Here is a 26,440-nt window from a genome sequence, read left to right on the forward strand (position 1 = left end):
ATTCCAGCGTATCCGCCCGGCCGGCGCACTCGGCGACGACAGATTTAGCACGCCCGTGCTTAATTTCGCGGCGGTAAAAATTCGCCTTGCGCCACGATCATCGGCGCGGTCGCGCTAGAGATTGGCTACCCCTACCCATCCTCATACGGCCCCATGGACGCACCGCAAAGCCCTTCAGCACGGCCCGCGCGCATCGGCCAAGGCAAAACGTCGGTGCGCACTCCGACCGCATAAGACGGCCCTCGACCAAGAAGCGACTCCTTGTCGACGGTAAAATGCGGCTGAAACGCGACGCGTCTGGGTCATTCGACCTGTTTGGCGCCGCCCAAAGGAACAGGAATGGACACGATAAAAGTCGTTGATCTTCTTAACACGTCGGGGCGAATTCTGGACGGAATGCGAAACCTCATAGTGCGTTCTCGACCGCCAAAGGGCGGCCCCGACCGTATGCGAGTGGCGCTGGTGCTGACAATCGCAGAACAATTCGAGGCTGCCTTGCGGCTCGGAAATGCTCATATGAGCACACATGCGGCTACACACGTTCGCTCGATGATCGAAGCGCTAGTTGTCATGCGAAAGCTAAAGACGAATGCTGGCTACGTAAATCAGTTGCGTTACGACAAACTGCACGGGGAAAAACGTGTCTACGAGGGAATACTTGCCGATCCGAGCATTCCCGATGAAGCGAAGCTGCCGGTCAAGAATCGACTCGATACTTGTCTGTTGGAGTTCAACTCACTACATGCCGAAAAGTATCGCCCGAAGAAGATCAGCCAGGAATTTGGCGATACTGGTCTTTTTCATCTCGTCGGCCCCTACGCGATGCTTTGCGGCTTTTCACATAACGACCTCGCAGTGCTCGCTTTTCGACATCAGGGCGATAGCAGTATGGTGTACAAGCAGGATGACGATCCCACGTTCGTGCAGTCCGTTTTTTCCACTGGTCTTATAGTGCTTATGGATGCCGCCCATCAGTTCGGCGAGATCGCGAAATTTCCGGACGATTATTTTGAGCCGATTTTTTCCTCCATGAACAAGGAGTGGCACGGCGTACTCGACAAGACCGTTGTAAGCTGATGTCGTTCAAGTTGCGCGGGAGGGTGTTAGTGTTAGCGAGCAGCACTGCTGCTTCGAACGTCTTATATCGGTGATACAGCGGACCGGCACCTATGCTGACTCGGGCGACTCAACCGGGTCGATGAGCGACCTTCATTTCGCCGCAAACTTACGAAGAACATCCGTCGAGAGAGTTTCGCTTCGGTCAATAGCTTGTGGACGATAAGGCGGCGCACGGGCGCGGCTCAAGCCGTCGATGCACGCCGCCCTGTGTACGGCTAGTTCCCGTAGCCTGCGACTTCGGCCAACAGGTCGCTATACGGTCGCGAAAGACGAGTTTCCCACTTCTGGCGCGGCACGAATTCGAACATCGGCTGAAGTGCCTCATCCACGCACGCGCGTACACGCGATACCAGTTCGCCGCTCGAAATCGAGCCGTCGTGGACAAGCGCACGAATGTTTCGTTGAGCTTCGGCGATTTTCTCGCGAGCCGCCTTGATTTGGGGCATGTTCGTCGTAACGTTGCCGACGCGAGCGCCCAGCCAGTTTTTCTCCGTGAATACGTCGGTCCGAACTGCGGCGCGCAGCAAATCATCGGCGCTCGACAACTCGTCGAGCGCCTCGCCGACTTCGGGCGGCGCGGTGCGTTCGAGTTCGGTCAAGATGCGCTGCCGCCTCCCCTCGTGCATCTGCGACGTAACAACGTGCCGGGTACGCGCGTCCACCATCGCGCGTTCGGCGTCGCGGTAAGCCGTTTCGGCCTTGATGAAATCGGCTTCCGTCCGCGTCGCTTCTTTCGCCGAGGCGGAAAGCTCGCGTTCGGGATTCGGCACCGCCTTCAGTTCGCGCGCCAGTTCGGCGCGACGCGCATCGAGCTTCGCTCGTTGTTTCGCCGCGAGTTCGTCGGCGAGGCCGGTATCGGAGACGAGCGCTTCGAGGATTTCCATACGCTCGGGCAGGGGTTTTTTCATGACATTCTCCAAAAGGCGCGTTAGCGCGGGATTACGACGATGTAACCTGCGGGACAAATTTCGACGCGGTACTTCACCGGGCCGGGCTTCACTACTTGGTATGGCGTCCGGCCGCCCGGACCGGGCCAAACGAGCATGCTGTAACTGCCATGCGCGGCGTCAAAATTCAGCCGCTCCAGAAGCCATTTCTGAACAGACACTTCCATTATTTCGTACCCCTATTTACTGACGTAAAACACCTTCACCGTACGGGTTGCCCCGCGCCCTAGAAATCGTCCTGCATGTCCGACGTGTCGTCGCTGTAGAACGCCGCCGCCTGCCGTGTGCCAGACATCGCCGGCCGACCGCTTTCGCGTTCGCTGCTGTCGCCCGCGCCATGCACGGCGGCGCGCTTGCGCCGGACGTGATACGCCGACAGCGCCGCGTGCGCGACCATATCGAGCGACGGCTTAGCTTCGCCATTGCGGTCGGTCCAAACCTTCGGCGTCAGCGTCCCGGCGAGCGCGACCGAATCGCCGTCATCGAGCGCCAACAAGGCGGCCTTCGCATCGTCCGCGAACGCGATGATGTTGACGAACAGCGCTTCGCCGTCGCTAGCAGCAGCACGAACCTTCGCCGTCACGAACGAGCGACCGCTCGCGCCCATGCGCTCTGCCGACTTGCCGTGCAGCTTCCCGCTAACCAAACCATCAATCATTTGCGCCTCCTGTTTTTATCAACCGCGCTCGGCACAGCTAGGTACGCGTGGTACCCCCCTAAAGGGGGGTGTACCTAAACGTACCTATCGGGTTAGGTACCCGACAGGTACGCGTACCTAAACGTACCTTCGCGTACTGCCCTTACTTGGCCGCATTCGCGATGCAGACAATCCCGGCTGCCTCGTGAATGGCATTCGCCTCAACCAAGGTTTGCATCGCGCGATAAACCGGACCGCTTTTGTATCGGCCTGCGAGGTGCTTAACTACGTTGCTTTTTTTGATCCCAACCTTATGCGAAGCGAGGAATTCCAAGACTGCCCCCTCAACAGCCCCGTAACGCTTCTCGCTTTTGGGCTTCTCGGGTGCATTGGCCGGAACCACGACGCAACTCGTCGCGAGCTTCCCCCATTTCGTCGTGCCGAGCCCTACAACGTCGAGTCGAAAGCCGATACGCTCACCCTTGGTCGGCAAGTCGCGCTGTTTTGTAATTTCGGCACAACGGCCGCCTGCACCGTCCGTTACCTCAATTTCGGTATCGACGGCCGCGCGCACGCCGGACCATCCGCGCGCGCCGGCGGCGGCGTTCTTGCCGCTGTGGTGAATCAGCATGAAATGGGCTTCGCACTCCGTACGGATGCGGTCGAAGCGCTTGATGACGAGGCCCATATCTTGCCCTGCGTTCTCGTTCGCACCGGCACTCAGGCGAGCGAGGGTGTCGCCCACAATCAGGCGAACTTTCATTCCTCGTTCAGCCTCCAAGCGTTTCACGGTCGCGATGATTGCCGATGCATCGAAGTCGCTTTCGAACAGGTTCACCGGGCTTTGGATGATGGCGAAGTTAGGGACGCGCAGGCCGTAATATTTTTGGTACGCCTGAAGCCGGGCGCAAACCGATGCGGGAGATTCGGCCGCCAGGAACACGACGAGGCCCTGTTCCGTTTGGCGTCCCATCCAAGGCACGCCGCGCGCAACGGCCGCCGCCACGTCGATGCAAAAGAACGTCTTGCCACAGTTGGTATCGCCGTACAACACACTCCCGCCGTCTGTCGTGAGCACACCTTCGATCAATTCGTCGGGCGGGTCGTAATCGACCGGCAATTCATCCGCAAAGGCAACGTTGAGCGGCAATTCATCGCACACCGTAATCGCGTCACGCTCGGATTGCTTCGGGACGTGCCTGCCGTTTGCAACAGCAACGCGTACAGCATCCGCGCCGCCTTCGGCCGCCACATCGTTCAAATCACGCCCCGTCATGACCGACCTCCACAAGCGTAACCTCTCGATCAGCGAGCGCCCACCGCTCCGCGCACGCATTCCCAGCCGTTACACCGGCCGGGTCATTGTCCGCGCCGACAACGAGGCTTTCGACGCCGGACAGGTGCGGGAACACGGCGAGATTACCTGCGTCGATGAGCGCCCAAACCGGCGCATAACCCCATGCGAGCGAAAGCGCCGATTCAATGCCTTCCGCAACGCCAAGCCCGCTCGTTACGGCCTCGTCGGGCCACAAGCGAATGACGCCGCCCGCCTTGCGATGCCCGCCGAGCAGCAGGCGCGGCGGGTCAACGTCAGCCTTGCGGCCATCGGTCCGAATCCAAGTTTTGTGCAAGGTCATGAATTCGCGCGTTACCGCGTGCGTCACGAGCCCGACAAGCGCCGGGCCGGCATAGCCGGTCGGATGCTTCAGCGAGGGATGCCAGCGCAAATCGCCATCGGAGGGCGGGATGCGGCAGTGCCGAGCGTCGAGATAGGCCAGCGCGTCGCCGGAAATGGTGCGACACGCGTTCCAAAGGTCGAACCCGTAGTTAGACAGGACGCGATGCTTCGCGAACGGCGTAACGACCGGAATGCGCGCCATGCTACGCGCCGAGTCGTACACGCCGCGTTCGGGGCGGTACGTTTCCGTGATGTCGCATCGGAAACAGTGCGCGACGCCCGCACCGCTTGCGGCGATGGTCAGTCCGAGCGTCTTATCACGTTCGCCGCGCCCGCAAACGGGGCAACTCACGCGGTAGTTGCCGGTCGCGTAATGGCTCCATGCAATCGCGCTCACGCGACCTCCCGCACTTTGAGCCAGCGAGCGAGCTTGCGGCGATCGGTGGTCGTGAGGCGATACACGCCTCGACGCACTTCTCGGCCGTCGCGGTCGATGTACGGAACGCGCTCGCACGGCAGCACGAGGCCCTTCGCGCGCAGGCTTGCGACGAGAGCGGGGGAGTTCGAGCAGCCGGCGAAATGGTCGAGTTCTTCACGCGACATCGGGCGGCGTTGCAGCACGGTCAGCGCACGCAGGTGACGGTGATTTTTCGTTCCGGTAAACTTGCGGTGTTGGTTCGCGCTCGTCGGCTTCGGTTGGCGGGCGTTTTTCTTTTTCATCGCCTCAGCCCTCGATGCGGTAGCCTGCGGGATTGGCAATCCACGCATCAACATCGGCACGCCGCCATGCGACGGAACGTGCGCCGAGCCGGACGCATTGCGGAAAGGTACCCGCCTTCATGCGGGCGTAAATCGTCGAACGGCTTAAGCCGGTCTCGACCTCAATTTGCTTGCGACGGATGAGCGCCTGTTGGACTTGGTGCACCATATGCGGCTCCATGAGAACGCTCCCGGCCAACCCGGGAATGGAGCCAAGGCTATTGATGGCAACAGCTACGGCGACATATGCAACACCATGCGCCTTATTTGGCGCGGGTTTCCGGACAATTCGCGCAATAGCGAATGCAACAGCGGTTCAATCGACGCGACGTTTGCGCCCGACGTTCGAAGTACTCCCGTGGGTAAACACGGAAACAGGTTTTGTGCTGAGTTTGGCCTTCGCGTCCTTGAGCAACGTCCCGATGCGTGCACGACTCACGCCATACCTGTCCGCGAGCTTCTGTTGCGTCATCGCCGGCAACTTCGACTGTTCGAGAAGTTGCATCAGGTCCGCGTTGCTCCACTTTGCGCCCGGTGTCCGCCCCACGACAGCGGCCCCGGATCGGCCCACGTCGCGTCCATGCTGGTCACTACCGCCCTTCGCGCGCGCGCGCATCCCAACACTGATGATTTCTGCATGGGCGCGCAGCGAACGCCATACCAAGCTCGTACTGACATTCCCCGTCGTATCGTCGTTCTTGAAACACATGCGGATTTCGTTGAGCGCGGCACGAAATTTTTCCGCATCGGGAGCCATGTTCGCTTCCAACTCTTCAACGAATCGGTCGATGTCCCACAAGTTCGCGCCAGAAAACAGGGCGCGATCAGGATCGAGCCCGCTATCCGGATGAAACGCTCGCACGCCGAGCATAATCGCAAGGCTTTGGTTTTGCGGGTCCGCGTACTCGTAAGAGCCATCAAGCCTTTGCCGGCGTTGCGCCGTCGGATGACCTATCCAATCCCGTTCCTTGGTCATTTCACGCCCTTCATGCGTGGCCTTCACAGTGGGCCCCCACCGGGCCGGTGAAGGGACCGGCTTTCGCTCCGTCGAGCTAGGCGGGGACAAGGATCAATTTACCGGGTTCGGGGACGTATCGCACGTTCGACTCGACAACTCGCCTTACCGCAAGCCGAGCTAGGAGAAGCATACGAGGAGTAGACCTGCAAACCGCTCGTGTCGAATGGGACAGCGGCCACCATCCGGGGGTATCTTTGGGGGTACATTCCATTGGGCTAAGCGCTACCGGCCATACTAGACGTGGATTCCAAAGGACAATTTCAGGGAAGTACCGCCACCAAAGAATTCAAGGGCCTGCGTCTCACGACGCAGGCCCTTTTCGTTTTGCGGCCGCTTTTCTGCCGCCCGCTTCCCCTGCGCGCTTCCTTGCGCTCGCGAACAAGTTCGTCGGGCAACGACGTGTGGACCACCTGCAGTCGACGCATCGCAACGACCGGCTATCCCGTCCGCCCCACACGCTCCGCCGTCGCATCGAACGCGCGCTTCGCCTTGTCGACGATCTCGTCGACCTCCGCCTCCCGGATCACGAGCGGCGGCGACAACAGCATCCGGTCGCCGGTCGCACGCATGATCAGGTTGCCGTTGAAGCAGAAGTCGCGGCAGATCGTGCCGATATCGACGCTGCCATCGAACCGTTCCCGCCGCTCGCGATCACGCGCGAGCTGGACGCCCGCGACCAGCCCCGCCCCCGCGATCTCGCCGACGATCGGATGATCGCCGAGCGCTTCGCGCAGCCGACGCTGGAAATACGGCCCGATGTCACGCTTCACGCGCTCGACGATTCCTTCGTCGCGCAGCAGCTTCAGGTTCGCGACCGCCACCGCCGCCGCGACCGGATGGCCCGAGTACGTGAGGCCGTGATTGAATTCGCCGTTGTCGATGATCGGGCGCGCGATGCGCTCGTGGATGCCCACCGCGCCCATCGGCACGTAGCCCGACGTCAGGCCCTTGGCCATCGTGATGAGGTCCGGCTCGAAGCCGAAGTGCTGATGCGCGAACCATTCGCCGGTGCGGCCGAAGCCGCCGATCACTTCGTCGGCCACCAGCAGGATGTCGTACTTGCGGCAGATCCGCTGGATTTCCGGCCAGTACGTCGACGGCGGGAAAATCACGCCGCCCGCGCCCTGGAACGGCTCGCCGATGAACGCGGCAACGTTCTCCGCGCCGAGTTCGAGAATCTTCGCCTCGAGCTGCTGCGCGCGCGCGAGGCCGAACGCCTCGGGCGTCTCGCCGGCTTGCGCTTCGCCGAAGAAGTACGGCTGGTCGATGTGCACGATGTGCTCGACCTTCGACGGCATCTGCTCGTGCATGTAGCCCATCCCGCCGAGCGTGCCGCCGGCGATCGTCGAACCGTGATAGCCGTTCTTGCGCGAGATCACATACTTCTTCTGCGGCTTGCCCTGCACGCGCCAGTACTGATGCACGAGACGCAGCACCGTGTCGTTGCCTTCCGAGCCGCTGTTGCAATAGAAGAAGTGGTTGAAGCCGGCCGGCGTGACTTCGGCGAGCATCGCTGACAGTTCGATCACCGGCGGGTGCGTGGTCTTGAAGAACGTGTTGTAGAACGGCAGTTCCTGGATCTGGCGATATGCGGCATCGGCGAGCTCCTTGCGGCCGTAGCCGACGTTCACGCACCAGAGGCCGGCCATCCCGTCGATGACCTTGTTGCCGTCGGAGTCCCACAGGTAGACGCCGTCGGCTTTCACGATCACGCGGCTGCCCGCGCGATTGAGCGCACCCATGTCGGAGAACGGGTGGATGTGGTGCGCGGCGTCGAGCGCGCGGTATTCGGCACTCGAGCGTGCCTGCGTCGTGCGCGGTGCGGCTTCGCTTCGTTCTGTCATGTTGCCTCCGTATTTCCGTGATGCGGTTGCGCGCGCACTTACACGTGCAGCAGCAGATGACGACGTTCCCACGAGCTGATCACGCGGAAGAACGCTTCGTATTCGGTTTCCTTCAGCGCCAGGTACGCCTTCACGAACTTGTCGCCGAGAATGCCGGCCAGCGGCGTGCACGCGGCCATCAGCGAGATGCCCTCCTCGAGATTGCGCGGCAGCTGGTACGGCAGGTCGTAGCCGTCGGACGCGATCGGCTCGGTCGGCGCAAGCTGCTGCGTAAGCCCGAGATACCCTGCCGCGAGCGTCGCTGCGAATGCGAGGTACGGATTGCAGTCGACGCCCGGAATCCGGTTCTCGATGCGCCGCGCGACCGGCGTCGACTGCGGGATGCGAAAGCCGACCGTGCGGTTGTCGTAGCCCCATTGCACGTTGATCGGCGCGGCCATGAAGCGCGACAGCCGACGGTACGAGTTGATGTACGGCGCGAAGATCGGCATCAACGCGGGCGTGTATTTCTGCAGCCCCGCGAGATAGCTGTGGAACATCGGCGACACGACGCCGCCCTCGTCGGCGAACAGGTTGTGGCCGGTGCGCGCATCGGCCAGGCTCTGGTGGATATGCATCGCGGAGCCCGGCTCGTTTTCCATCGGCTTGGCCATGAACGTCGCGTACATGTTGTGGCGCAACGCCGCCTCGCGCACCGTGCGCTTGAACAGGAACACCTGGTCGGCAAGCGACAGCGCGTCGCCGTGCACGAAGTTGATTTCCATCTGCGCGGCGCCGACTTCGTGGATCAGCGTCTCGATGTCGAGGCCCTGCATTTCGCAGTATTCGTAGATGTCCTCGAACAGCGGATCGAACTCGTTGACGGCCTCGATCGAATACGACTGGCGACCCGTCTCCGCGCGGCCCGTGCGCCCGACCGGCGGGCGCAACGGCAGATCGGGATCGGCGTTCATGTCGACCAGATAGAACTCGAGCTCCGGCGCGACGACCGGCTTCCAGCCCTTCGCCTTGTACAGGTCGAGCACGCGGCGCAGCACGTAGCGCGGCGAGATCTCGACGGGCGAGCCGTCGAAATGCACGCAATCGTGAATCACCTGCGCGGTCGGATCGACGGCCCACGGAATCAGGCAGATCGTCGACGGATCGGGCACGCACACCATGTCGGGGTCGGTCACGCCGGTCAGCGAGCCGTCCTCCGGATAGTCGCCGGTGACGGTCTGCACCATCACGGCCTGCGGCAGGCGCATCGATTCGCCGGACTCGAATTTGTTGCGCGGAATGATCTTGCCGCGCGCGATGCCGGCCATGTCGGGAATGATCGCCTCGACTTCGGTGATGCGGTGCTGCCTCAGGAATTCGCTCAGTTCGGGTTGCATGATCGGCCTCGTTCAGTCGATATCGGATGCGGGCAGCGACGGCATGGGGCCGCCGGCCGCATGAATGCGGTGTGTCATGCGCGCGCGGCACGCCGCGCCGAATGCCGCGAAGATGTCGCGCGACAGCGGCTGTTCCGCGTAGCGCCATTCGGGATGCCACTGCACGCCGAGCGCGAATGCGCGCGCGCCGCGCACGCTGACGGCTTCGACCAGCCCGTCGGGCGCGCTCGCTTCGACCGCGAGCCCCGCACCGAGCCGAGCGATGCCCTGGTCGTGCAGCGAATTGACCATCGCGTCGTGCGCGCCGCGCGCGACCCGTTGCAACAGGCCGCCCGGCGCAAGCTGCACGCGATGCGCGGGGCCGTATTGCCGCTCGAGCGGATCGCCGTCGCGCTCGCGATGATCGTGGAAACCCGCACTCGCATGCAGCCGTTGATGCAGCGTGCCGCCATATGCGACGTTCAGCTCCTGCATGCCGCGGCAGATCGCGAGCACGGGCACGCCCGCGTCGATCGCCGCGCGGATCAGCGGCAGCGCGGTCGCATCGCGCGCGGGATCGTGCAGCGTGTCGGGCACGCTCGCCGGGCCGCCGTAGTGATGCGGCTCGACGTTCGAATAGCTGCCGGTCAGCAGCAGCCCGTCGATGGACGCGACGATCGCGTCGACCGGCTGGCGCGCGCCCAGCGCGGGCAGCACGAAGGCGAGCGCGCCGGCACCGTCGACCAGCGCGACGAGATACTTCTCGCCGGCCGTGTGGTTCGGATGGGCGCCGCGCATGACACGGTCGGCTGTGACGGCTACGAGCGGGCGCGGTCGCATGATCGCCTCCACGATGAACGTGCGACGCGTGCGTACGCGCGGGACGATGGCAATGCGCGGCCGCGCCGCATGCGCGCGTGCGCGATCCTGCCGCGCGAACGGCGCGGCAACGGGCATTGCGACCCGATGCGAAAGCGGAAATGGACGCTAGGGCAACAATGAAGCGCTGCCGTCGCACTGCACCGCGCTGAACACGTGCGCGGTCACGACGTTGAAGCGGCGCAGGCCGCAATGGGGCACAGCGAAGAGACGGGGCTCGCGTATGAGGGCGGCGCGCGTGCCGCGATCAGCATGCCGGATCGGCCCGGCCTGAGGCGGCGCGCCCGCCGACGGACTTCGGGTCCGGCATATCGAAGGGCTGGCGGCTTTCACGATCGTACTCGACTGACTGATGAAGGCAGGACACGTGTCGCGATGAAACGGAGGCGGCAACGCCGCACGGCGACACGTCGGCAAGATGCCACGCATCGGATTCCGGCGCGGTGCGGCGCTGATCGACGCCGTCGCGGCCGGCGCGCGTGACGACTTCCTGACATTCAGCTTATATCACCTAAAAATTGCGTCAAATTTTCAGGAATCGATCCCGACATTCGATCGGACGAAAAAACGGCATCGACCCGGGCGGTCGATGCCGTTTTTGTGCGCTGCGTCGGCGCGTGCGTTGCCGGCTCGCGGGCCGGGGGGCCGGGTGGCGCCGCGCCGCCGCACGCACGCAGCGCGCGCCGGCGGCTCAGCGATGCGCGAGCGCGGTTTCGACGAGCGTCTGCAGCAGCGGCACGATCCGGGCGGCGCGCGCTTCGTCGTACGCATACGGGCGCGTCTCTTCCATGTAGGTAATCTGCGACAGCTCGAGCTGCACGGCTTCGACGCCGGTGGCGGGCACGCCGTAGTGACGCGTGATGTAGCCGCCCTTGAAACGCCCGTTCGCGACGGCCGTATAGCCGCCGTGCGCGATCACGCATTCAGCCAGCGCCTCGGCGAGGCCGGGCGCCGCGCTCGCGCCGCTCGACGTGCCGAAGTTGAAGTCCGGCAGGCGGCCTTCGAAGAAGCGCGGCACGTGCGAGCGGATCGAATGCGCTTCCCACACGAGCACGCGGCCGTGCTCGCGCTTCAGCCGCGCGATCTCGCCTTGCAGTGCGTCGTGATACGGGCGCCAGTAGCGGTCGCGGCGGCGCATGATCTCGTCGTTGCCGGGCAACGCGTTCGCCGGATACAGCGGCGCCTTGTCGAACGTGTCGACCGGCACGAGCCCGGTCGTGTCCTGCCCCGGGTACAGGTTCTCGTTGTCGGGCGGACGGTTCAGATCGACGACGTAACGCGCGTGCGACGGCACGAGGATCGACGCGCCGAGCGTCGCCGCGAAACCGTACAGCCGCTCCAGGTGCCAGTCGCAATCGTCGACGAAGCGCGCGTCGGGCGTCATCGTGGCCGCGATGTCGTCGGGAATGTGGGTGCCTGCGTGCGGAATCGAGATCAGCAGCGGCAGCGTGCCCTGCTTCAGCGTGAAAACAGCTGGTTGTTCAGTCATGTCGCATCACCGTAAGAGTCTGCCGGCGCGCGCACGCGGCGCGCCGGGTGCCGCGCGTTCAGCGCAGCAGTTGCGCCAGTGCGGCGCGGTAGTCGGCATACGCGGCGGCTTCGTCGCGATGGCGGCGGCCGCTCACGACGCGTTCGCCGCCGGTGTAGACGTCGAGCACCGGCGTGTCGCCGTGCTCGGCGAACACCGCGCCCGACAGCCACGCCGTGCTGTCGTGTTCGGCAATCGCCGGATGATCGGGATCGAGCACGAGCCAGTCGGCGCGGCAGCCTTCACGCAGCGCGCCGATGCGCCGACCGCTGGCCTGCGCGCCGCCCGCGAGCGACGCGTCGAACAGCCGGTCGGCGACACGAGTCTGCGTGTCGCTCGCGAGCACGTTGCGCGCGCGATGCAGGAGCCGCTGCCCGTATTCGAGCAGGCGCAGTTCCGAGCGCCAGTCGACCGACGCATGGCTGTCCGAGCCGACGCCGATCACGCCGCCCTGCGCGAGATAGTCGACGGCCGGGAACACGCCGTCGCCGAGATTCGCCTCGGTGGTCAGGCACAGGCCGGCCACCGCCCGCCGCTTCGCGAGCGCGGCCGTTTCGGCCGCATCGACGTGCGTCGCGTGCACGAAGCACCAGCGCGCATCGACGTCAAAGCGATCGAGCAACCATTGCACGGGACGCGCACCGTAAGCCCGCACGCAATCGTCGACCTCGGCAGTCTGTTCGGCGATATGGATATGCACGGGCGCGTCGTCGGGCAGGCCGTCGAGCAGCACGCGCAATCCGTTCTCGGACACCGCGCGCAGCGAGTGCGGCGCGACGCCGTAGCGCAAGCCGCCGTGCTCGGGCGCGACGCGGCGCATCGCGTCGAGCAGTTCGAGCAGGCCGTCCGGCGTGTTGATGAAGCGGCGCTGGTCGTCGCGCGGCGGCTTGTTGCCAAAGCCGGCGAACTGGTATGACACGGGCAGCATCGTGATGCCGATGCCCGCCGAGCGGGCCGCGTCGATCACGCGCGTGCCGAGTTCCGCGATCTGCGGATAGCGCGAGCCGTCCTGCGCATGATGCACGTAGTGGAATTCGCACACCGACGTGTAGCCGCACTTCAGCATCTCGACGTACAGCCACCGCGCGATCGCCGCGAGCGCGTCGGGCGTGATCTTCAGCGCGAAGCGGTACATCAGGTCGCGCCAGCTCCAGAAGCTGTCGGCAGGATTCGCGCGGTATTCGGTGAGCCCGGCCATCGCGCGCTGGAACGCGTGCGAATGCAGGTTCGGCATGCCGGGCAGCACGGGCCCCGCCGCGCGGGCGACGCCGGTCGGCGCGTCGGCGTCGGGCGTCACGTCGGTCAGCGTGCCGGCCGCGTCCCAGCGCAGCAGCACGTTGCGGCGCCAGCCATCGGGCAGCCGGGCATGGTCCGCGAACAGCGTCATTTCGGTCATCGTGAGTCTCGTCTGTTACTAGCCGTTCATCCGGCGAAACACCGTCGTACCGCCCCGCACGACCTGCTCGCACAGCGGCCGGCCGATCCAGTAAGCGAGCTCCGACAGCGAGCCGACCGACCAGACCGCGAAATCGGCCTGGCGACCGATCTCGAGCGCGCCGTGACGATCCGCGCGGCCGAGTGCCGCGGCCGCATGGCGCGTCACGCCCTGCAGCACCTCGGGCACCGTCATGCGGAACAGCGTGCAGCCCATGTTCATCGTCAGCAGCAACGATTCGAGCGGCGACGTGCCTGGATTGTGATCGGTCGCGAGCGCGATCGGCACGCCGTGCTTGCGCAGCAGCTCGATCGGCGGCAATTGCGTTTCGCGAATGAAGTAATACGCGCCGGGCAGCAGCACGGCGACCGTGCCGGCCGCCTTCATCGCCTCGATGCCGGCTTCGTCGAGAAATTCGAGGTGGTCGGCGGACAGCGCGCGATAACGTGCAGCAAGCGCGGTACCGCCGGCGTTCGACAATTGCTCCGCGTGCAGCTTCACCGGCAGGCCGCGCCGCGTCGCGGCTTCGAACACGCGCTCGGTCTGCGCGAGCGAGAAGCCGATGCGCTCGCAGAACACGTCGACCGCGTCGACGAGGCCTTCGTCGGCGAGTGCCGGCAGCATCCGTCCGCACACTTCATCGATGTATTCGTCCGCGCGGCCCGCGTATTCCGGCGGCAGCGCGTGCGCGCCGAGGAACGTGGTGTAGACCGTGACCGGGAAGCGCTCGCCGAGCTGGCGCGCGACGCGCAGCATCTTGCGCTCGGTCGCGAGGTCGAGCCCGTAGCCCGACTTGATTTCGATCGCGCTCACGCCTTCGGCGAGCAGCGGCTGCAGGCGTGCGGCCGCCTGCACGAACAGCGCCGTCTCGTCTGCCGCGCGCGTCGCGCGCACCGTCGACACGATCCCGCCGCCCTGCCGCGCGATCTCCTCGTAACTGACGCCGGCGAGGCGCTGCGCGAACTCGTCGGCGCGCGTGCCGCCGTACACGAGGTGCGTATGGCAGTCGACAAGGCCCGGCGTCACCCACGCGCCGTGCAGGTCTTCCCGGTGCCAGTGCGCATAACCGTGCGGCAGCGCGGAAAACGCGCCGAGCCACACGATCGTGCCGGTTTCGTCGACGGCGATCGCCGCGTCGTCGATCGTTTCGTCGGGGTGGCCGTGCGGACACAGCCTCAGGTGATGCCAGACAATCGGTTTCATGCGTTCAGTCTCGTTCGCCGACGGCGAGCGACACGGCGAGCAGCGCGCCGCCTCCGCTCACGACGACGTCAAACGCACGCTGCGGCCCGTCGAGCCGCAGCGTGTCCATTTCCTGCAGTGCATAGTGCGCGCCGTCGATCTCGATGCCGACGGCGCCCGTCGCACAGAACAGCAGCACGGTATCGGCGCGCTCGACACGGTGCGTGCCTTCGGGCCACACGTCGACCGTCCCGCGCGCGGCCGAACGGCGCGTCATCAGGTTGAAGTCGCGCGTCGCGCCGTCATGCAGCGTCGCGTCGATCGCCGTTTCGCCGGCGAAATCCGCACGGGCGAGCCGCGTATCGAGCACATGGCGCGCGCCGCCCGCCTCCACGAGCGTCATGCCCGCGCCGGACAGCAGCACGAGCGTGCGGTCGACGCCGTCGAAACGCGAGAACGGGCCGGGCGCGCCGACGTCCGCGACGCTCACGCGCCATGCGAACGCATCGAGCGCGCCGCCCGACGGCGCCGCGGCGGCAGCCCCTTCGGGGATGAATGCCGCGATTTCGCGTGTCACGCCACCGCCGTTCTTCCACGGCGACGCAACGAGATCCGAGGCGCGGATCATCGTTGCATGCACCGGCGCCTGGTCGAGCGCCGTCATGCTCAGCGGCCGAGCATCGGCAGCTTCAGGCCGGCTTCGCGGGCCGTCTGCTGCGCGAGTTCGTAGCCGGCATCCGCATGGCGCATCACGCCCGTCGCCGGATCGTTCAGCAGCACGCGACCGAGACGCTCGTGCGCATCGGCGGTACCGTCGGCGACGATCACGACACCCGAGTGCTGCGAGAAGCCCATCCCGACGCCGCCACCGTGATGCAGCGACACCCACGATGCGCCGCCTGCGGTGTTCAGCAGCGCGTTCAGCAGCGGCCAGTCGCTCACGGCGTCCGAGCCGTCCTTCATCGATTCCGTCTCGCGGTTCGGGCTTGCGACCGAACCGGTGTCGAGGTGGTCGCGGCCGATCACGATCGGGGCCTTCAGTTCGCCGTTCTTCACCATCTCGTTGAACGCCTGGCCAAGGCGATAGCGATCCTTCACGCCGACCCAGCAGATCCGTGCGGGCAAGCCCTGGAACGCGATGCGCTCGCGCGCCATGTCGAGCCAGTTGTGCAGGTGCGGATCGTCGGGGATCAGCTCCTTCACCTTCTGGTCGGTCTTGTAGATGTCTTCCGGATCGCCCGACAGCGCGACCCAGCGGAACGGGCCCTTGCCTTCGCAGAACAGCGGGCGGATATAGGCCGGCACGAAGCCCGGGAAGTCGAATGCGTTCTCGACGCCCATCTCCAGCGCCATCTGGCGGATGTTGTTGCCGTAATCGAGCGTGGCCGCGCCGCGTTCCTGCAGCGTGAGCATCGCGCGCACCTGGACGGCCATCGACTGCTTCGCGACCTTCACGATGCTTTGCGGGTCGACCTTCTGCGCTTCGCGCCATTGCGCGACGGTCCAGCCCTGCGGCAGGTAGCCGTTGATCGGGTCGTGCGCGCTCGTCTGGTCGGTCACGCAGTCCGGCGTGATGCCGCGCTGGACGAGTTCCGCGAACACGTCGGCAGCGTTGCCGAGCAGGCCGACCGACACCGGCTTGCCGGTGCGCTTCGCTTCCTCGATCATGCCGAGCGCTTCGTCGAGCGTCGTCGCCTTCTTGTCGACGTAGCGCGTCTTCAGGCGGAAGTCGATGCGCGTCTCGTCGCATTCGACCGCGATCATCGAGAAGCCGGCCATCGTCGCCGCCAGCGGCTGCGCGCCGCCCATGCCGCCCAGGCCGCCGGTCAGGATCCAGCGGCCCGACGGGTCGCCGTTGAAGTGCTGGTTCGCAACCGAGAAGAACGTTTCATACGTGCCCTGCACGATGCCCTGGCTGCCGATGTAGATCCAGCTGCCGGCCGTCATCTGGCCATACATCATCAGGCCCTTGCGATCGAGCTCGTGGAAGTGATCCCAGGTCGCCCAGTGCGGCACCAGGTTCGAGTTCGCGAGCAGCACGCGCGGCGCATCCTTGTGCGTGCGGAACACACCGACCGGCTTGCCCGACTGGATCAGCAGCGTTTCGTTCTCCTCGAGATCCTTCAGCGACGCGAGGATCTGGTCGTAGCATTCCCAGTTGCGCGCCGCGCGGCCGATGCCGCCGTACACGACGAGCGCGTGCGGATGCTCGGCGACTTCCGGATCCAGGTTGTTCTGGATCATCCGGTAGGCGGCTTCGGCCAGCCAGGTCTTGCAGACCTTCTCGCTGCCGCGCGGCGCACGGATCGTGCGCGTCGGATCGAGACGAGGATCGATATGTTTCGGATGGTTCATGACGGCTGCTCCCGAAGGAAAGTGAATATCAAATAGGAATCAGAAATGCCCGGTGAAGCGATAACGGCTGCCGGGGTGCCACAAATTCGCCACCGAGGCGACGACGCCCTGCGACCAGGTGCGCCGATGTAAAACCAGACACGGCTCGACGTCGTCCATCCGCAGCTGCTCGCGCCGCTCGGGCGCCGGGGCCGCCGCTTCGATCCGGTACTCGACGCGCTGCAGCGGTGCCGCGCGCATCAGGTACAGGTTCGGCGTCGTGTTCGTGAAATCCTGCTCGGCATAATCCGGCGCGACCGCCGGATTCACCCACCGTTCTTCGAGCTGGACGGGTTCGTCGTTCTCGAAGTGCAACACCTGCGAATAAAACAGCTTCGCGCGCACGGCCATCTGCATTTCGTCGGCGAGCGCCTCGTCGGCGCGGATCGTCTCGAGGCCGAGCACGCTGGCGCGGTACGCATGCCCGCGCGCGTCGACCTCCTCCGAGATGCTGCGGATCGCGACGAGCGTCGACTCGTACTTCGGCCGCGCGACGTAGGTGCCGGCGCCTTTCATGCGCGTGAGCACCTGCTCGGCCGTCAACTCGCGCAACGCGCGGTTGACGGTCATGCGCGCGACCTTGAACTCGCGGGCCAGTTCGTTCTCGGAGGGCACCTGGTCGCCCTCCGCCCACTCGCCGGCGTGAATGCGGCCCAGGATGAAATCCTTGATCTCCTGGTAGACCGGCGCGCTCATGGGCTTACTGTTCCGACGCGAACGAGAACGGCGCGACCTTCGCGAACGCACGCTCGCCGACGAGCTTCGCGATCACCGCGATGTCCGGGGCGAAGTAGTGGTCGAGTTCGTAGTGCGCGACCTTGCTGCGGATCGTTTCCATCACCGGCGCGAGCTTCGGGCTCGTGTGGTGCGGCGCGCGCAGGTCGACGCCCTGGGCGGCGGCCAGCAGTTCGATCGCGAGGATGTGCTTCGTGTTGTCGGCGATGTCGGCGAGCTTGCGCGCGGCGAACGTCGCCATCGACACGTGGTCTTCCTGGTTCGCCGAGGTCGGCAGCGAGTCGACCGACGCCGGGTGAGCAAGCGTCTTGTTTTCCGATGCGAGCGCGGCCGCCGTCACGTGCGCAATCATGAAGCCCGAATTCACGCCGCCGTCCTTCACGAGGAACGGGGGCAGGCCCGACAGCGTCGCGTCGATCAGCAGTGCGATGCGGCGCTCGGCCAGCGCGCCGATTTCCGATGCGGCGAGCGCGAGGTTGTCGGCCGCGAACGCGACGGGTTCCGCGTGGAAGTTGCCGCCCGACAGCACTTCGCCGGTATCCGGGAAGATCAGCGGGTTGTCCGACACCGCGTTCGCTTCGACCAGCAGCACGTCGGCCGCGTGGCGCATCTGGTCCAGGCACGCGCCCATCACCTGCGGCTGGCAGCGCAGGCTGTACGGATCCTGCACCTTGTCGCAGTCGCGGTGCGACTGGTTGATCGGCGAACCTTCGAGCAGCTCGCGGTACGACGCGGCCGCATCGATCTGGCCCTGGTGGCCGCGCAGTTCATGGATGCGGGCATCGAACGGCTTCACCGAACCGGCTGCCGCATCGACGGACAGCGCGCCCGCGACGAGCGCGGTGCGGTACAGGTCTTCGATCGCGAACATGTTGTCGAGCGCCAGCGCCGTCGACGCTTGCGTGCCGTTCAGCAGCGCGAGGCCTTCCTTCGCCTGCAGCGTGAGCGGCGCGAGGCCCGCGACGCGCAGGCCGTCGAGCGCGCTGGCGCGCTCGCCGCGGATGAACACTTCACCGACGCCCAGCAGCACCGCCGACATGTGCGCGAGCGGCGCAAGGTCGCCCGATGCGCCGACCGAGCCCTTCACCGGGATCAGCGGCAGCACGTCGGCGTTGAACAGCGTGATCAGCGCGTCCATCACCTCGCGGCGGATGCCCGAGTGGCCGCGGCCGAGGCTCGACAGCTTCAGCGCCATCAGCAGGCGCACCGACGAGCGCGCCATCGGCTCGCCGACGCCGACTGCGTGCGACAGCACCAGGTTCTTCTGCAGCAGCTCCAGTTGGTCGTGCGGGATGTGCGTGCTGGCCAGGCGGCCGAAGCCCGTGTTGATGCCGTATGCCGGCTCGCCCTTCGCCGCGATGTCGGCGACGGCCTTCGCGCCTGCGTCGATCTTTGCGAAGCTCGCCGGGTCGAGCTTGAGCTGCACGGATTCGCGAGCGATCTTGCGCAGTTGCGGGAGGGTCAGGTGGCCGGGGGTCAACGTAATCATGTGAGCAATCCTGTCTAGACAAGTTCGGGATGGATTGCAGTGTAGCCATCGCAACTTGTCTAGACAACCCCGTTTTTCACGATTTCGACTTGGGAGTTTCCCTGATGTCCGGCGTAGGCCGCGGGGCCGGCCCGACAGACCTCGTAGTTAACACATGTTGCAATTATTTTGTTTTTGGCAACATACGAATCAACACTTCCCACGATCCGTCACGGAGACCCGCCATGACCATCCCGCACCGGTTGACCGCCCTCCTCGGCCGCAGCCTGCTCGTCGCCGCGTGCACGCTCGCGTGCGGCGCGTCGCTCGCCGCGGAACCGCTGTCCGGCACGCTCGAGAAAATCCGGCAAGGCGGCCTGATCTCGATCGGCCATCGCGAGACGTCGGTGCCGTTCTCCTACGTCGACGCGAACGGCAAGGTGATCGGCTTCTCGCAGGATCTGTGCGACCGCGTGATCGCCGCCGTGAAGGCGCGCACCGGCAAGCCGGACCTGCACGTGCGCTTCATCCCGGTTACGTCGCAAAACCGCATTCCGCTGGTGCAGAACGGCACGGTCGATCTCGAATGCGGGGTGACCACCAATCTCGCCGCGCGTCACGCGCAGGTCGCGTTCTCGACCACCTTCTTCGTCGCGACGACGCGCCTGCTCACGCGCACGAGCTCGGGCATCCGCGACTTCCCCGATCTCGCCGGCAAGACGGTCGTGACGAACCAGGGCACGACGTCCGAACGCCTGCTGCGCAAGATGAACGAGGAGAAGAAGATGAACATGCAGATCATCAGCGCGAAGGACTACGGCGAAGGACGCCTCACGCTCGAATCGGGCCGCGCGGCCGCCTACATGATGGACGACGTGCTGCTCGCCGGCGTGCGCCAGCTCGCGGCGAAGCCGGCCGACTGGACGATCGTCGGCACGCCGCAATCGTCGGAAGCGTACGGGTTCATGCTGCGCAAGGACGATCCGCAGTTCAAGGCGCTCGTCGACGGCGTGCTCGTGCAGTTGATGAAGAGCGGCGAGATCAACGCGCTGTACGACAAGTGGTTCATGAAGCCGGTGCCGCCGAAAGGGCTCGCGTTCGACTTCCCGATGAGCGACGTGATCAAGGCGCGCTACGCGGCGCCGAACGACGTGCCGCTCGAGTGAGCGTCGCGCGGCGCAGCGGGTTCAGCGCGTCCACGCGACGCATGCGGCGTAGCCGGGCGCCGCGTCGAGCCAGCCCGCGTCGAACGCAGCCACGCCGGCCGCGGGCGCGGCCGGCTCGACGATCGTCGTCGCGGGCGTTTCGGCACCGCGCGGCGGCACGACCGCGAACGCGCGCAGCCCGCCGACGATGCCGGTGCCGAGCGCCTTCAGCAACGCCTCCTTCGCGGACCAGATGCGCATGAACGCATCGGCACGCGCGGCGAGCGGCAGGCTCTCGAGATACGCGGCCTCGGCGCTCGCGCATACTTCGCGCGTCAGCGCACGCCAGTCGGTGGATCGATTGCAGCTTTCGATATCGACGCCGACACGGCCTGCAGGCGTCCATGCGATCAGCGCGTGATCGCCCGCATGCGACACGTTGAAATCGAGCGGTGCGCGATGCGCGGCGTCGAGCGACGGCCGCCCCGCTTCGTCGACGACGATCACGATGTCCTTCGGCGCCACGTCGAGCGCCGCGCCGAGCACATCGCGCAGCGCGGCGCGCGTCGCGGCGCTGCGCACCGCATCCTCGTGCCGCAGGTAGCGCCCGGCACGCGCGCGCTCGGTGTCGCTCAGTGCCGCATAGGCGGGCGATGCGAGCGGCACGTGCCAGTCGAAATCGATGCGCGCGACGTGCACGCCGGCACGCGACGCGGCAGTCGGCACGTCGAGCGGATGCGTCTGCCACGCTCGGGACAGATCGGTGGAAATCGCGGAATCGGGCGGAATGGACATCGGCAAGGGACAGCCAGTCGAATGAAACGTCCGATGTTAATCGATCGCGCGGCGCGGAGACCGACACGGGGCGCGGCGTCGATTCGTCGGCAGCGGCAACCGGCGCGGCCGACGAATCGACGCGATGGCCCGGCGGCGCGCGGGCGCGCTCACCCGTGCGCGACGGCGCCCGGCACGCCGCTTCCCGCCGGCCGCGCATGCCGCGCCGGATGGCGCGCGTGCACGCGGCCCGGCGCATCGGCCGGCAGCACGCCATGTTGCAGCCAGGACAGCGCGACGGGCCATAGCGTGTCGGTGAAGCGGCTGTGGAAGAACGCGAAGTGGCCGATCGCATCGACGCCGATGTCGCGCGGCGCGATCCGCAGATGCGTGACGTCGCTGCCCGTGTAGTAGCCCGCCAGCCGCTCGATCGCGTCGACCGTGCCGAACCCGTCGTCGTCGAGACCGATCGCGAGCATCTGCGCCGGCAGCCGCGCGAAGCGCGCCGGCAGCGCAGCGCGGCTCTCCGCGGTTTCGGCGAGCGGGCCGCGCGTGTAGGCGTCTTCGAAGCGCGCTTGCGCGCGCACCCACGACAGCGCGACGCCGCGCGGCGTGTCCTCCATCCAGCCGAGCCGTTTCGCGGGCACGTAGCCGAACACGGCCGCGAGCGCCGGCATCGCGATATGCCACTTCCACCACATGCGCCGCCGCTCTTCCGGCCGATAGTCGCGCCAGTACGCATATTGCGCGCCGACGGTCACCGCGTGGCGCACGTACGCGTTCGACGCCGCGAGCCCGAGCACGCAACCGCCGATGCTGTGCGCGACGACGTCGAGCGGCTGGCCGGGAAACGCGTCGCGCGCGTACTGCAGCGCGGCCTCGCAATCGAGCCGCCCCCAGTCGAGCCAGTTCGCGCGCAGCTTCGCGAGCCGCGCGGGGCGCGAACCGCCGATCCCGCGATAGTCGTAGACGAGCACGTCGCGCCCCTGCGCGAAGAGCCACGCCGCGAAGCGGAAGTAGTAGTCGCAGCGCACCGACGTCGCGCAATTGACGACCGTCACGGGGCGTGCGGCGCCGCCGCCGCGATGCCGCCACACATAGCCGCGCAGCATATAACCGTCGGCCGCGGTCAGCGTCACGGGCTCCGGCGGCAACGTGCCCGCCGCGCGCCCGGCCACCTGGTCCGCCCCGGCTGCTTGATTCGAAATCGTCATCCTGTCTCCTGTGCAGCGTCGCGTCATCCGGCGTCCGCCTGGTCGGTCAGTCTCCATTGAACTTGACGCGCCCGGTGTTCTCAACCAATCTTGCTGCTCCGTTCGCATGAGCCCTACGCATGTCAACGCCGCTCGTCCGTCTCCCGTCGCTGGACCTCGTGCGCGGTTTCGTCGCCGTCGGCCGCCGCATGAGCATCACGCTCGCCGCGCAGGACCTGTGTGTCACGCAGTCGGCGGTCAGCCGCCAGGTGCATGCGCTCGAGGCACATCTCGGCGTCGCGCTGCTGCAGCGCGGCTATCGCAAGATCGCGTTCACGCCGGAAGGTGAGCGGCTGTTTCGCGCCGCCGACGCGGCGCTGCTCAGCCTGCAGCACACCGTCGCGTCGCTCGCCGCCACGCGCGAGCGCCAGCCCGTCACGATCACCGCGAGCATCGGCGTCACCGCGCTGTGGCTGCTGCCGCGGCTCGGGCGCCTGCAGGCGCGCCTGCCCGACGTCGACCTGCGCGTGGCCGCGAACGACAAGGTACTCGATTTGCGCGCGGAAGGCATCGACCTCGGAATCCGCTACTGCCCGCGCGAGCGTGCGCCCGCCGGCGCGCTGCACCTGTTCGACGAAGTCGTCGTGCCGGTCGCGCACCCGGCGCTGGCCGCGCGGCCCGTCACCGACGTGGCCGCGATCGCCGACCACGTGCTGCTTGAATTCGACGGGCCGCCGCAAACGCAACTGCAGTGGCGTGCGCACCTGCACGCGGCCGGGCTCGACGACGCACGCCCGAAGGGCGTGCTGCGTTTCAACCAGTACGACCAGGTGATCCATGCCGCGATTGCCGGCCAGGGCGTCGCGCTCGGAAGGCTCGCGCTCGTCGCACCGATGCTCGCGGACGGCCGGCTCGCGGTGCTCGGCCCGCACTCGCAGGCGTTGTCGGATGCGTACGGCTATTGGCTGTTCCGGCACGATCCCGCACCGCGCCGCGAAGTCGCCGATGTGCGCGACTGGATTCTCGCGGAAGCGGCCGAATGCGACGCGGCAATGCGCGCGTACGACGCGGCGCAGCGGTAAGCCGCGAGCGAATTTCCGCATCGAGTCGATGCCGGTGCGGCATTGCGCGCGAGACACGCGCAGTCGCGATCGATGCGCCGACGTCCCGACTCCGCTGTATCGACCGCGCATCACGCCGGCTGCATGCGTGGCAGCGACCCCACGCATCCGGCCCATACAACCTTCGCCACCGGCATCGCGTTCGAACCGCATCGCATTCCCCTCACGCATGCGAACGCGACCGAATGATTGCTTGAGCACGCCGCGACCCGATCGTCTAATCGGATCGAACGCGGCGTCGCGCCGCACGCATTCATCCGGAGACCAGCATGACCCCGATCGAACAAGACACCCGGCGCCGCTGGCTGCCGGTGCTCGCGGGAGGCCTGATCATGGGCGCCGCGCTCGGAATCCGCCACGTGCAGGGGCTGTTCCTCGCCCCCGTCACGCTCGACCACGGCTGGTCGCGCGAAGCGTTCGGGCTCGCGCTCGCGCTGCAGAACCTGGTCTGGGGCATCGCGCAGCCGTTTACCGGGATGATCGCCGACCGCTTCGGGTCCGTGCGCGTGATCGTCGCCGGCATGCTGCTGTATGCGGCCGGGCTCGTCACGATGGCGTTCGCCGCGTCGGCCGGCGTGTTCGCGATCGGCGCGGGGCTCGTGATCGGCATCGCGCTGTCGGGCTCGGCCTTCGCGTCGATCTACGGCGCGCTGAGCCGGCTGTTTCCGCCCGACCGGCGCGGCTGGGCGCTCGGTGTCGCCGGCGCGATCGGCGGGCTCGGCCAGTTCTGCATGGTGCCGGTCGCGCAGGTGCTGATCGGCGGGATCGGCTGGCAGCATGCATTCGTCGCGCTCGCGCTCGTCGCCGCGCTGCTCGCGCCGCTCGCGATGCTGGTGCGCGACCGGCCCGCGCACGCCGCGAGCCGCGCCGACGGCCCCGATCAGTCGATCGGCGCGGCGGTGCGCGAAGCGTTTGCACATCGCGGCTTCTGGCTGCTGAACGCGGGATTCTTCGCGTGCGGGTTCCAGCTCGCGTTCATCGCGACCCACCTGCCCGCCTACCTGCTCGACCACGGCCTGCCGGCGCGCCACGCCAGCGTCGCGCTCGCGCTGATCGCGTTGACCAACGTGGCCGGCACCTATGCATGCGGCCATCTCGGCGGCCTGCTGCGGCGCAAGTACGTGCTGTCCGTGCTGTACCTCGTCCGTGCGCTGGCGATGGCCGCGTTCGTCGCGGCGCAGTTGTCGCCCGCGAGCGTCTACGTGTTCGCGGCCGTGATGGGCCTCACGTGGCTCGGCACCGTGCCGCTGACCAACGGCGTGATCTCGCAGGTGTTCGGCGTGCGCTACATCGCGACGCTGTTCGGCTTCGTCTTCTTCGGGCACCAGCTCGGCAGCTTCTTCGGGGTATGGCTCGGCGCGCTCGTGTACGACGCGACGCATTCGTATCTGCCGCTGTGGATCGGCTCGATCGCGCTCGGCGTGCTGGCCGCGCTGCTGCACCTGCCGATCGACGACGCGCGCATCGCGCGCCCTGCTCCGGGCAAGGCCGCGTGGGCATGATGCGCGTGGCGCTGGCCGTCGGCGTGCTCGCGTTCGTCGCGTGGTGCGGCGCGGCCTACTTCGATTCGGGCATCGCGCTTGCGCTGCTCGAGCACGCGGCATTCTGCGACTGACATGGCAAGCCGCACCGCGCGCACGGATGGTCGGCCGCGCCTGGTGACGCCTGGTGACGCCTGGTGACGCCTGGTGACGTCTATCGACGCTTCGGCAGCGTGGCCAGCGCATCGAGCGCACGCCGCCGCGCGGTGTCGTGATCGACGATCGGCGCCGGATAGTCGACGCCGAGCCGCACGCCGGCCGCCTCGAGTTCCAACGGCGACGCCTCCCACGGCGCATGGATCGTCATCGCGTCGAGGCCCGCGAGCTCCGGCACCCAGCGGCGCACGTATGCACCCTGCGGATCGAACTTCCGGCCCTGCGTCACCGGATTGAAGATGCGGAAATACGGCGCGGCGTCGGCGCCGCAGCCGGCCACCCATTGCCAGTTCGCCGGGTTGTTCGCAACGTCCGCGTCGACGAGTGTGTCGTAAAACCAGCGCTCGCCGGCCCGCCAGTCGATCAGCAGATGCTTGACGAGAAACGACGCGACGACCATCCGCACACGGTTGTGCATCCAGCCGGTCGCCCACAGCTCGCGCATCCCCGCATCGACGAGCGGATAGCCGGTCAGCCCGCGCTGCCACGCGCGCAGCGCGGCGGGATCGTCGCGCCACGGCATCGCGTCGAACTGCGCGCGGAAGTTGTCGGTTGCGAGCGCCGGAAAGTGATACAGCAGCACGTGGCTGAATTCGCGCCAGCCGAGCTCGCTCAGGAATTTCTCCGCGCCGGCCGCGCAGGCCGCGCCGCCCGCCTGTGCGGCACCCTGCACCGCATGCCACACCTGCCGCGGCGACACGTTGCCGAAGCGCAGGAACGGCGACAGCCGGCTCGTCGCCGACCAGTCGGGCCGGTCGCGCATATCGGCATAGCCAGCCAGCGACTCGGCCGAGAACGCGTCGAGCCGCGCATGCGCGCCGGCCTCGTCGGGCGCCGGCCACGCGTCGCGCAGGCCGCCCGCCCAGTCCGTTGCGCCCGGACGCAACGCGAGCGCGTCCAGCGCCAGCGCACGCTCGCGCACGCCGGCCGGCCACGGGTGAAACGCGATTCCTTCAGGCTCCGGCAGCGGCGCCGCCACCGTGCGCTCGCGCCGCACCGCGCGCCAGTACGCGGTGAATACCTGGAACGGCGTGCCGGCGCCCGTCAGCACGTCCCACGGTTCATTCAGCAGGCTGCCGTTGCTGCTCTCGACCTCGAGGCCGCGCGCCTTCAGCGACGCCTTCAGCGCCGCATCGGCCTCGCGCTGCGGCAACGCATAGCGGCGGTTCCAGTACACGGCCGCCGCGCCGGTGTCATGCACGACGCGTTCGATCTCGCGCGGCGCATCGCCGCGCAGCAGCAGCAGACGGCCGCCGTGACGCGCGAGCGCCGCGTCGAGTCCGGCGAGCGCCCCGTGCAGCCACCAGCGCGCCGCCCCGCCGAGCGCGCGCCCCGCGCCTTCGCCCGTGTCGTCGACGTACACGCACACGAGCGGCCGGCCCGACGCGACCGCGCGCGTCAGCGCGGGCTGGTCGGTCACGCGCAGATCGTCGCGGAACCACACGATGGCAGGAGCAACGGACGACTTCGCTGGCACGGGCACCTCGGTCAGGAAACGGAAAAGTGACCGGTATTGTCGCGGCACGGTCGCG

At 66.8% G+C, this 26,440-nt stretch carries 24 protein-coding genes; 4 read left to right on the forward strand and 20 right to left on the reverse strand.

All coding sequences use genetic code 11. The features are described from left to right. Window positions 1–339: 339 nt before the first annotated feature. Complete coding sequence (locus tag WI26_RS10385) at window positions 340–1,077, forward strand: DUF5677 domain-containing protein (protein ID WP_141366110.1); 738 nt, start codon at window positions 340–342, stop codon at window positions 1,075–1,077. Between the two features lie 257 nt (window positions 1,078–1,334). Here WI26_RS10385 and WI26_RS10390 read toward each other — a convergent pair whose 3' ends face one another. From WI26_RS10390 to hutH, 17 genes are all read right to left on the reverse strand, one after another. Next, window positions 1,335–2,027, reverse strand: a complete 693-nt coding sequence (locus WI26_RS10390; protein ID WP_050376411.1) for a hypothetical protein — start codon at window positions 2,025–2,027, stop codon at window positions 1,335–1,337. Between the two features lie 265 nt (window positions 2,028–2,292). After that, complete coding sequence (locus WI26_RS10395) at window positions 2,293–2,724, reverse strand: single-stranded DNA-binding protein (RefSeq protein ID WP_081334253.1); 432 nt, start codon at window positions 2,722–2,724, stop codon at window positions 2,293–2,295. Window positions 2,725–2,866: 142 nt separating this feature from the next. Next, entirely contained in the window at window positions 2,867–3,979 is a 1,113-nt protein-coding gene (locus WI26_RS10400; protein WP_050376383.1) for a helicase RepA family protein, read from the reverse strand. Beyond that, window positions 3,966–4,778, reverse strand: a complete 813-nt coding sequence (locus tag WI26_RS10405; protein WP_236849277.1) for a DUF7146 domain-containing protein — start codon at window positions 4,776–4,778, stop codon at window positions 3,966–3,968. Before WI26_RS10405 ends, WI26_RS10400 begins: the two co-directional genes overlap by 14 nt. Beyond that, a complete protein-coding gene (locus tag WI26_RS10410) occupies window positions 4,775–5,155 on the reverse strand; it encodes a hypothetical protein (RefSeq protein WP_229768994.1) in 381 nt (126 codons plus the stop codon). Before WI26_RS10410 ends, WI26_RS10405 begins: the two co-directional genes overlap by 4 nt. After that, on the reverse strand, window positions 5,106–5,309 hold the full coding sequence (locus tag WI26_RS10415) for a helix-turn-helix transcriptional regulator (protein WP_025404896.1): 204 nt from the start codon (window positions 5,307–5,309) through the stop codon (window positions 5,106–5,108). The genes WI26_RS10410 and WI26_RS10415 overlap by 50 nt, the downstream gene beginning before the upstream one ends. A 147-nt stretch (window positions 5,310–5,456) precedes the next feature. Next, a complete protein-coding gene (locus WI26_RS10420; protein ID WP_141366132.1) occupies window positions 5,457–6,116 on the reverse strand; it encodes a hypothetical protein in 660 nt (219 codons plus the stop codon). 479 nt (window positions 6,117–6,595) lie between these two features. Continuing rightward, a complete protein-coding gene (locus WI26_RS10425) occupies window positions 6,596–8,002 on the reverse strand; it encodes an aspartate aminotransferase family protein (RefSeq protein WP_069225887.1) in 1,407 nt (468 codons plus the stop codon). A gap of 38 nt (window positions 8,003–8,040) precedes the next feature. Beyond that, on the reverse strand, window positions 8,041–9,378 hold the full coding sequence (locus WI26_RS10430) for a glutamine synthetase family protein (protein WP_059511331.1): 1,338 nt from the start codon (window positions 9,376–9,378) through the stop codon (window positions 8,041–8,043). A gap of 12 nt (window positions 9,379–9,390) precedes the next feature. After that, window positions 9,391–10,197, reverse strand: a complete 807-nt coding sequence (locus WI26_RS10435) for a gamma-glutamyl-gamma-aminobutyrate hydrolase family protein (RefSeq protein ID WP_069226400.1) — start codon at window positions 10,195–10,197, stop codon at window positions 9,391–9,393. Between the two features lie 730 nt (window positions 10,198–10,927). After that, complete coding sequence (hutG, locus tag WI26_RS10440) at window positions 10,928–11,725, reverse strand: N-formylglutamate deformylase (protein WP_059540996.1); 798 nt, start codon at window positions 11,723–11,725, stop codon at window positions 10,928–10,930. A gap of 58 nt (window positions 11,726–11,783) precedes the next feature. Beyond that, window positions 11,784–13,160 carry a formimidoylglutamate deiminase gene (locus WI26_RS10445; RefSeq protein ID WP_069225888.1) on the reverse strand — a complete coding sequence of 459 codons (1,377 nt, stop codon included), beginning with the start codon at window positions 13,158–13,160 and terminating at the stop codon, window positions 11,784–11,786. A gap of 18 nt (window positions 13,161–13,178) precedes the next feature. After that, entirely contained in the window at window positions 13,179–14,402 is a 1,224-nt protein-coding gene (gene hutI, locus WI26_RS10450) for an imidazolonepropionase (RefSeq protein ID WP_059511328.1), read from the reverse strand. A 4-nt stretch (window positions 14,403–14,406) separates the two neighbouring features. Further along, window positions 14,407–15,045 (reverse strand): HutD family protein, encoded by a 639-nt coding sequence (locus WI26_RS10455; RefSeq protein WP_069225889.1) that lies wholly within the window; start codon window positions 15,043–15,045, stop codon window positions 14,407–14,409. Window positions 15,046–15,047: 2 nt separating this feature from the next. Further along, complete coding sequence (gene hutU / locus WI26_RS10460; protein WP_059467790.1) at window positions 15,048–16,736, reverse strand: urocanate hydratase; 1,689 nt, start codon at window positions 16,734–16,736, stop codon at window positions 15,048–15,050. Window positions 16,737–16,775: 39 nt separating this feature from the next. Beyond that, the gene (gene hutC / locus WI26_RS10465) at window positions 16,776–17,471 is read right to left on the reverse strand and encodes a histidine utilization repressor (protein WP_044847652.1); all 696 of its coding nucleotides are present in this window, start codon (window positions 17,469–17,471) and stop codon (window positions 16,776–16,778) included. Window positions 17,472–17,475: 4 nt separating this feature from the next. Then, the gene (gene hutH, locus WI26_RS10470) at window positions 17,476–18,999 is read right to left on the reverse strand and encodes a histidine ammonia-lyase (protein WP_059467791.1); all 1,524 of its coding nucleotides are present in this window, start codon (window positions 18,997–18,999) and stop codon (window positions 17,476–17,478) included. A 224-nt stretch (window positions 19,000–19,223) separates the two neighbouring features. Here hutH and WI26_RS10475 point away from each other — a divergent pair, with 224 nt between their 5' ends. Then, window positions 19,224–20,144, forward strand: coding sequence for a glutamate/aspartate ABC transporter substrate-binding protein (locus tag WI26_RS10475; protein WP_069225890.1), 921 nt, complete (start codon window positions 19,224–19,226; stop codon window positions 20,142–20,144). A gap of 21 nt (window positions 20,145–20,165) precedes the next feature. Here the strand turns inward: WI26_RS10475 and WI26_RS10480 are convergent, their stop codons facing one another. Together WI26_RS10480 and WI26_RS10485 are read right to left on the reverse strand one after the other, a co-directional pair. After that, window positions 20,166–20,918, reverse strand: coding sequence for a 4'-phosphopantetheinyl transferase family protein (locus WI26_RS10480; RefSeq protein WP_069225891.1), 753 nt, complete (start codon window positions 20,916–20,918; stop codon window positions 20,166–20,168). A 149-nt stretch (window positions 20,919–21,067) separates the two neighbouring features. Then, window positions 21,068–22,111: an alpha/beta fold hydrolase gene (locus tag WI26_RS10485; protein ID WP_069225892.1), complete on the reverse strand. Its 1,044-nt coding sequence runs from the start codon at window positions 22,109–22,111 to the stop codon at window positions 21,068–21,070. Between the two features lie 119 nt (window positions 22,112–22,230). Between WI26_RS10485 and WI26_RS10490 the strand changes: the two genes are divergently transcribed. Both WI26_RS10490 and WI26_RS10495 read left to right on the forward strand, forming a co-directional pair. Beyond that, complete coding sequence (locus WI26_RS10490; protein ID WP_069225893.1) at window positions 22,231–23,172, forward strand: LysR substrate-binding domain-containing protein; 942 nt, start codon at window positions 22,231–22,233, stop codon at window positions 23,170–23,172. 308 nt (window positions 23,173–23,480) lie between these two features. Next, window positions 23,481–24,713 carry an MFS transporter gene (locus WI26_RS10495; RefSeq protein WP_069225894.1) on the forward strand — a complete coding sequence of 411 codons (1,233 nt, stop codon included), beginning with the start codon at window positions 23,481–23,483 and terminating at the stop codon, window positions 24,711–24,713. Window positions 24,714–24,906: 193 nt separating this feature from the next. On the opposite strand, the gene WI26_RS10500 is transcribed toward WI26_RS10495, so the two are convergent. Then, complete coding sequence (locus WI26_RS10500) at window positions 24,907–26,385, reverse strand: cryptochrome/photolyase family protein (RefSeq protein ID WP_069226401.1); 1,479 nt, start codon at window positions 26,383–26,385, stop codon at window positions 24,907–24,909. Window positions 26,386–26,440 lie beyond the last annotated feature (55 nt).

The sequence above is a fragment of the Burkholderia diffusa genome (assembly GCF_001718315.1).
GTDB lineage: Bacteria > Pseudomonadota > Gammaproteobacteria > Burkholderiales > Burkholderiaceae > Burkholderia > Burkholderia diffusa_B.

Bases quoted from the DNA above. Each gene is read 5' to 3' on its own strand.
- WI26_RS10385 (WP_141366110.1), top strand. From the start codon at position 340: ATGGACACGATAAAAGTCGTTGATCTTCTTAACACGTCGGGGCGAATT.
- WI26_RS10390 (WP_050376411.1), bottom strand. From the start codon at position 2,027: ATGAAAAAACCCCTGCCCGAGCGTATGGAAATCCTCGAAGCGCTCGTC.
- WI26_RS10395 (WP_081334253.1), bottom strand. From the start codon at position 2,724: ATGATTGATGGTTTGGTTAGCGGGAAGCTGCACGGCAAGTCGGCAGAG.
- WI26_RS10400 (WP_050376383.1), bottom strand. From the start codon at position 3,979: ATGACGGGGCGTGATTTGAACGATGTGGCGGCCGAAGGCGGCGCGGAT.
- WI26_RS10410 (WP_229768994.1), bottom strand. From the start codon at position 5,155: ATGTTGATGCGTGGATTGCCAATCCCGCAGGCTACCGCATCGAGGGCT.
- WI26_RS10415 (WP_025404896.1), bottom strand. From the start codon at position 5,309: ATGGTGCACCAAGTCCAACAGGCGCTCATCCGTCGCAAGCAAATTGAG.
- WI26_RS10420 (WP_141366132.1), bottom strand. From the start codon at position 6,116: ATGACCAAGGAACGGGATTGGATAGGTCATCCGACGGCGCAACGCCGG.
- WI26_RS10425 (WP_069225887.1), bottom strand. From the start codon at position 8,002: ATGACAGAACGAAGCGAAGCCGCACCGCGCACGACGCAGGCACGCTCG.
- WI26_RS10430 (WP_059511331.1), bottom strand. From the start codon at position 9,378: ATGCAACCCGAACTGAGCGAATTCCTGAGGCAGCACCGCATCACCGAA.
- WI26_RS10435 (WP_069226400.1), bottom strand. From the start codon at position 10,197: ATGCGACCGCGCCCGCTCGTAGCCGTCACAGCCGACCGTGTCATGCGC.
- hutG (WP_059540996.1), bottom strand. From the start codon at position 11,725: ATGACTGAACAACCAGCTGTTTTCACGCTGAAGCAGGGCACGCTGCCG.
- WI26_RS10445 (WP_069225888.1), bottom strand. From the start codon at position 13,160: ATGACCGAAATGACGCTGTTCGCGGACCATGCCCGGCTGCCCGATGGC.
- hutI (WP_059511328.1), bottom strand. From the start codon at position 14,402: ATGAAACCGATTGTCTGGCATCACCTGAGGCTGTGTCCGCACGGCCAC.
- WI26_RS10455 (WP_069225889.1), bottom strand. From the start codon at position 15,045: ATGACGGCGCTCGACCAGGCGCCGGTGCATGCAACGATGATCCGCGCC.
- hutU (WP_059467790.1), bottom strand. From the start codon at position 16,736: ATGAACCATCCGAAACATATCGATCCTCGTCTCGATCCGACGCGCACG.
- hutC (WP_044847652.1), bottom strand. From the start codon at position 17,471: ATGAGCGCGCCGGTCTACCAGGAGATCAAGGATTTCATCCTGGGCCGC.
- hutH (WP_059467791.1), bottom strand. From the start codon at position 18,999: ATGATTACGTTGACCCCCGGCCACCTGACCCTCCCGCAACTGCGCAAG.
- WI26_RS10475 (WP_069225890.1), top strand. From the start codon at position 19,224: ATGACCATCCCGCACCGGTTGACCGCCCTCCTCGGCCGCAGCCTGCTC.
- WI26_RS10480 (WP_069225891.1), bottom strand. From the start codon at position 20,918: ATGTCCATTCCGCCCGATTCCGCGATTTCCACCGATCTGTCCCGAGCG.
- WI26_RS10485 (WP_069225892.1), bottom strand. From the start codon at position 22,111: ATGACGATTTCGAATCAAGCAGCCGGGGCGGACCAGGTGGCCGGGCGC.
- WI26_RS10490 (WP_069225893.1), top strand. From the start codon at position 22,231: ATGTCAACGCCGCTCGTCCGTCTCCCGTCGCTGGACCTCGTGCGCGGT.
- WI26_RS10495 (WP_069225894.1), top strand. From the start codon at position 23,481: ATGACCCCGATCGAACAAGACACCCGGCGCCGCTGGCTGCCGGTGCTC.